The 5,287-nt window shown below is 59.4% G+C and carries 4 protein-coding genes, 3 tRNA genes and 1 pseudogene; 1 reads left to right on the top strand and 7 read right to left on the bottom strand.

The window, feature by feature from the left end:
- Nucleotides 1-224, bottom strand: a pseudogene (locus VJR68_RS14410) (hypothetical protein); the annotation flags it as partial.
- A gap of 227 nt (nucleotides 225-451) precedes the next feature.
- On the opposite strand from VJR68_RS14410, the gene VJR68_RS14405 reads away from it, so the two are divergent.
- A complete protein-coding gene (locus tag VJR68_RS14405) occupies nucleotides 452-1,099 on the top strand; it encodes a dihydrofolate reductase family protein (RefSeq protein ID WP_324148734.1) in 648 nt (215 codons plus the stop codon).
- 631 nt (nucleotides 1,100-1,730) lie between these two features.
- Here the strand turns inward: VJR68_RS14405 and VJR68_RS14400 are convergent.
- From VJR68_RS14400 to VJR68_RS14375, 6 genes are all read right to left on the bottom strand, one after another.
- Nucleotides 1,731-1,804: transfer RNA gene (locus tag VJR68_RS14400), tRNA-Cys, on the bottom strand.
- 81 nt (nucleotides 1,805-1,885) lie between these two features.
- Nucleotides 1,886-1,961: transfer RNA gene (locus tag VJR68_RS14395), tRNA-Gly, on the bottom strand.
- Between the two features lie 147 nt (nucleotides 1,962-2,108).
- A tRNA-Gly gene (locus VJR68_RS14390) sits at nucleotides 2,109-2,184 on the bottom strand.
- Between the two features lie 37 nt (nucleotides 2,185-2,221).
- Nucleotides 2,222-2,839 carry a CDP-diacylglycerol--glycerol-3-phosphate 3-phosphatidyltransferase gene (gene pgsA, locus VJR68_RS14385; RefSeq protein WP_324148732.1) on the bottom strand — a complete coding sequence of 206 codons (618 nt, stop codon included), beginning with the start codon at nucleotides 2,837-2,839 and terminating at the stop codon, nucleotides 2,222-2,224.
- Nucleotides 2,840-2,883: 44 nt separating this feature from the next.
- A complete protein-coding gene (gene uvrC / locus VJR68_RS14380) occupies nucleotides 2,884-4,710 on the bottom strand; it encodes an excinuclease ABC subunit UvrC (protein ID WP_324148730.1) in 1,827 nt (608 codons plus the stop codon).
- A 50-nt stretch (nucleotides 4,711-4,760) separates the two neighbouring features.
- Complete coding sequence (locus VJR68_RS14375) at nucleotides 4,761-5,228, bottom strand: low molecular weight protein-tyrosine-phosphatase (RefSeq protein WP_324148728.1); 468 nt, start codon at nucleotides 5,226-5,228, stop codon at nucleotides 4,761-4,763.
- Between the last annotated feature and the right edge of the window lie 59 nt (nucleotides 5,229-5,287).

The raw sequence follows: 5,287 nt of genomic DNA, 5'->3' as shown, positions 1-5,287 counted from the left end.
ACGGTGCCATTGAGATCGTTGACCTGGATGTACTTGATGCCATTCAACACAAATACGTAAACATGCCAGTTCGGACTGGTGCTTACGTCTGCAGCATTAGGCCAGGATTGACCAAGTCCAGTCGCCGGCGCGGCGGTCTGGGCGAAGGCTACTGACGTTACGCAAAGACCAATCAGGCTGGCGAGCGCTGCTTTACGGACAAAACTTCCTTGATTACGGGACATGGGCTTCCCCTGGGTTGATGGTAGGTTGCCTACCGGGAGTCAAAATGTAACAGGCGATTCGTGTATAAGCTGAAGAATTTTTCAGACCCGCATAGCCAAAATTCAGCGGCCCGATAAAACCAATCGCATCTTCACGTTTTCTTGACTACACAATCCACTGGCAACAGCAACTTCAATCGTGGCAAGTTTCCGCACCATTTCATGCGACGATCTGTTTGAGAAGCGACATGCCCAAACTACGAGTGCATAGTTTTGCAGTTTCCCTCGACGGCTACGCAGCCGGTCCCGATCAAAGCCTGGACTACCCACTTGGCGTTCGCGGCCCGGAACTTATGGAATGGTTCTTCCACACGCGCACGTGGCAACGCATGCATGGCAAGGGAGATGGGGAAGCCGGCGTCGATAGCGACGTCGCGGAGCAAGGCTTTGCGAATATCGGCGCGTGGATTATCGGGCGCAATATGTTCGGCCCGGTCCGCGGACCATGGCCGGACGAAAGCTGGAAAGGCTGGTGGGGTGAGGAACCGCCCTATCACACGCAGGTATTCGTGCTGACGCATTATCCACGCGCACCAGTGAAGATGGCAGGCGGCACCGAGTTCGTGTTCGTCACCGACGGCATCCATGCCGCACTGGAGCAAGCCATGCATGCCGCTGGCGATCGCGATATCCGCCTCGGCGGCGGCGTGTCCACCGTTCGCCAGTATCTGCAAGCCGGTTTGATCGACGAATTGCATTTGGCCGTTCGTCCTGTATTGCTTGGTACCGGTGAGCAGCTATGGCAAGGACTTGATGCGCATGCGCTTGGTTATCGCTGCACAAAACACGTCGCCGGCGAACGCGCGACGCATGTATTCCTGAGTCGAGAGTCTTAAGGCTCGACGTAAACAGATACGTAATCGCTATCTCATCGATTGTTTTCGGAGGTCACATGAAACGCCATCTTCTTACGGTCGCCCTTCTTATCGGAGCACTCGCTCTGTATAGCATTGGCATGACTACCGGTGGTACGGCTTTTTTTGTCGCGGGTGCGATGTGCGAACTCTGGTTCTGGTCTCGCATGTTTCGGCATCGCGCGAATGCCTGATCGTTTTGATTGATCGCTTGTAGCCAAATCAACAGGACACTTCAGCATGGTTTTCAAAAGGGACAGAACTACTTTTAATCCGAGAGCCTTGGTGGATTTTCTTTTGGCTTATCTGATTCTCGGTGTCCTTATTTCGCTCCACTCCACAACCATCGACAACGTTTTGTCCCTGCTATGGCTGACATTCCTTTGCGTCAGCTCGATCATTCTTCTTTGGCGTCGCTGGAAACACCCTGAAGCATTCAAACGGCTGGGAATGAGCCAATTGGCGGTGCTTCCACGGAGGTGGCGAAACTGGGTGCTGGATGGAAGCGACGAGCGCTCCCAATGAGTTGGCTTGGTCTTGATTGTCGCGCTGGCGCGATACGGCCGGGACAAAAATAAAAAAGCGCCATGAAGGCGCTTTTTTATTACCGCAATGGAGGCCAGGGTCGGAATCGAACCGGCGTACACGGCTTTGCAGGCCGCTGCATGACCACTCTGCCACCTGGCCATTGCGCTGAACCACAACCTTAGCAGGTCAAGGTCCGCTTTAAAAAACAAAACCTCGGCTCACCGAGGTTTTGCTTGAAACTGGAGCGGGAAACGAGACTCGAACTCGCGACCCCGACCTTGGCAAGGTCGTGCTCTACCAACTGAGCTATTCCCGCATCGGAGCGTGCAACTATAGCAGAAGCCGCTTAGATGTGAATAGCCGCCGCTGCTTTTTTTCAGCATTTCAAGCCACTTGCCGCATATGCTTGAAGTTCCGATACAACAAGGCCCCGGGCATTTACCCAGGGCCTTGTCTGAAAAACTGGAGCGGGAAACGAGACTCGAACTCGCGACCCCGACCTTGGCAAGGTCGTGCTCTACCAACTGAGCTATTCCCGCATCGGAGCCGCGCATTTTAGCGGCTGCAACGAAACCGTCAAGCTTTTCTATCCTGCTCCGCTGCCGGCGGAATGACGGACGCATCGTCGTGCAGGGCTGGCCACGCGGCGCGCAGGTAATGCAGGCCCGACCAGATGGTGAGCACGCCGGCCACCACCAGCAACCCCTCGCCGATGTGGTATAGGCGCAGGGCTTCGGCTTCCTTTTCGTGCTGCAGAATCAACACGATCAGGGCGACCATCTGCATCACGGTTTTCAGCTTGCCGATAAAAGCCACGCGCACGGTGGCGCGCATGCCGATTTCCGCCATCCATTCGCGCAGCGCGGAAATGCTGATCTCGCGCCCCACGATGATGGCCGAGGTAATGGCCATCACGATGCCGGACCAGTCGCCGCGGTGCGAGGCCACCAGCATGAACAGCGTGACGGCCACCATCAGCTTGTCCGCAACGGGATCCAAGAAGGCGCCGAACTTGGAGGTCATGTTCAGGCGGCGGGCCAGATAACCGTCGAGCCAGTCGGTGATGCCGGCCAGTGCGAACACAATGGCGGCGGTAATGTTGTGGCCGTGAAACGGCAGGTAGAACACCAGCACCATCACCGGCAGCAGCGCTACGCGGAACAGCGTCAGCCAGGTCGGTAGATTGATGCGCATGGGCTCCTTCCAATAAGGGTGCAGTGTCTCACGAACACGTGTGATCAGGCATGGAGTGCGTCATAGATGCGCTCCGCCAGGCTGCGGTCGATGCCCTTCACTTGCATCAATTCCTCCACGCCGGCGGCTTCCACGCCCGCCAAACCGCCGAACGCCTTCAGCAATGCAGTGCGGCGGCGGGCGCCGACGCCTTGCACATCTTCCAGCACGCTACGCTCGCGTGCCTTTTCCCGGCGCTTGCGATGTCCACTGATGGCGAAGCGGTGGGACTCATCGCGCACCGCGGCCACCAAGTGCAGCGCAGGCGACGTCGGCCCCGGGTGAATCTCGCGGTTGGAACCGGCCAGCACCAGCGTTTCCTCGCCGGCGCGCCGCCCCGGCCCCTTGGCCACGCCTACCACTTCGATGCCGGTGATGCCAAGTTCGCGCAGAACGTCCAGCGCTTGAGCCACTTGGCCAGTACCGCCGTCGATCAACAGCACGTCAGGCCGAACGCCCTCACCCTCCGCCACTTTGCGGAAACGACGGGTTAGCGCCTGATGCATGGCGGCGTAATCATCACCCGGCGTGATGCCGGTGATGTTGAAACGGCGATAGTGCGATTTCTCCGGCCCCTCCGGCCCGAATACGACACATGAGGCGACCGTGGCTTCGCCGCGCGTATGGCTGATATCGAAGCACTCGATGCGCTTGGGCGGCTCATCCAAACCAAGCACGTTCTGCAGATCGTCGAAGCGCGCACCCAGCGTCTGGCGGCTGGCGATGCGCGAGGTGAGCGATGCCTGCGCATTGCGCTCGGCCATCTGCAGGAATTGCGCGCGATCGCCACGCACGCGCGTCTTGATCTCCACCGCGTGGCCGCATTGCTGCGCCAACATTTCGCTGAGCAGTTGTTCGTCTTCTATCGGTTCGCCAAGAATGATCTCGCGCGGCACCGGGCGATCCAGGTAGTACTGCGCCACGAACTGCGCCAGCACGTCGGCCGGTTCGGCATCCAACGGCAGGCGCGGGTAGAAATCGCGCGTGCCCAGGCTGATGCCGTTGCGGAAGAACAGCACGCTGACGCAGGCAATGCCCGATTCGATGCGGCAGGCGATCACGTCCATGTCTGCCGTGGCGCCCTGCACATGGTTCTGCGCGTGCAGTTTGCGCAGGGTGGCGATCTGATCGCGCAAGGCGGCGGCGCGTTCGAAGTTCAGTGCGATGCTGGCCTGCTCCATCGAAGCGACCAGTTCATCGATCACTGCGCTGCCACGGCCTTCCAGGAACATTTCTGCGTGGCGGACGTCGCTGCGGTAATCCTCGGTGTTGATCAAGCCCACGCAAGGACCCGTGCAGCGGCCGATCTGGTATTGCAGGCAGGGCCGCGAGCGATTGCGGAAATAGCTGTCCTCGCACTGGCGCACCTTGAACAGTTTTTGCATCAGGTTGAGGCTTTCACGCACGGCGAAGGCGCTGGGGAACGGACCAAAGTAGCGACCCGGCTGGTTACGCGCGCCACGGTGGAACGCGAGGCGCGGGTAGTCCTCGCCGCCGGAGAGATAGATGTACGGGTAACTTTTGTCATCGCGCAGCAGGATGTTGTAGCGCGGCTTCAAAGCCTTGATCAGCTGGGATTCCAGCAGCAATGCCTCGGCTTCCGTGCGGGTGACGGTGATTTCGCAACGAGCGATCTGCGACACCATCGCCGCGATGCGCGGCTCCATGCGCGGCTTCAGGAAATAGCTGCCGACACGCTTCTTGAGACTGCTGGCCTTGCCGACGTACAGCAGTTCACCGTCCTCGTCGAAGTAACGATAGACGCCGGGCGATGTAGTGAGTGTGCTGACGAAGGCCTTGCCATCGAAGGCCTGAGAGGGGGCGGGCTGCATGGGGACGATTTTAGCCCGTTTGCTGCGTTTTCAAGCCTCGGCGCATGGGCTCATGGCTGGCGCAGGCGCTGGATCAGGCCCTGGACGCCTCGTTCTGCCAGCACCACCGATTGCGTGAAGGCGGTGAGTTCCTCGTAATAAGGATCGGGAAAGTCGCGTGGCGGCGCGGCGCCGGCCCAATCGAGAAACAAAGCCAGCCGGTCATCCCCTTTGCCGCCGAACATGCGCCGCATGTCGCGCAGGTTGTTGCTATCCATCGCCAGCAGCAGGTCAAAGCGGTCGATATCGTCAGCATGCAACTGGCGCGCGCGATGCGGTTCGAGGTCATAACCCGCGTTCAACGCGGCGACGCGCATGCGCGGATCGGCCTGCTCCCCCACATGCCAGCCGCCGGTGCCGCAGGATGCCACCTCGATGTCGAGACCGGCTCCGGCGAGGTGCTTGCGAGCGACGGCTTCGGCCAAGGGTGAGCGGCAGATGTTGCCGAGGCAGATGAATAGAGCGGACTTGATCGGCATGCTTCGGCACTTTGGGATTTAAGGGCAATGGCAGCAATGGCACTAACTTAAGCCGCGCT

This window comes from Dyella sp. (genome assembly GCF_035277725.1).
In the GTDB taxonomy this organism is placed as follows: Bacteria; Pseudomonadota; Gammaproteobacteria; order Xanthomonadales; family Rhodanobacteraceae; genus Dyella_B.
This window is presented reverse-complemented; position numbering and strand designations above follow the sequence as displayed.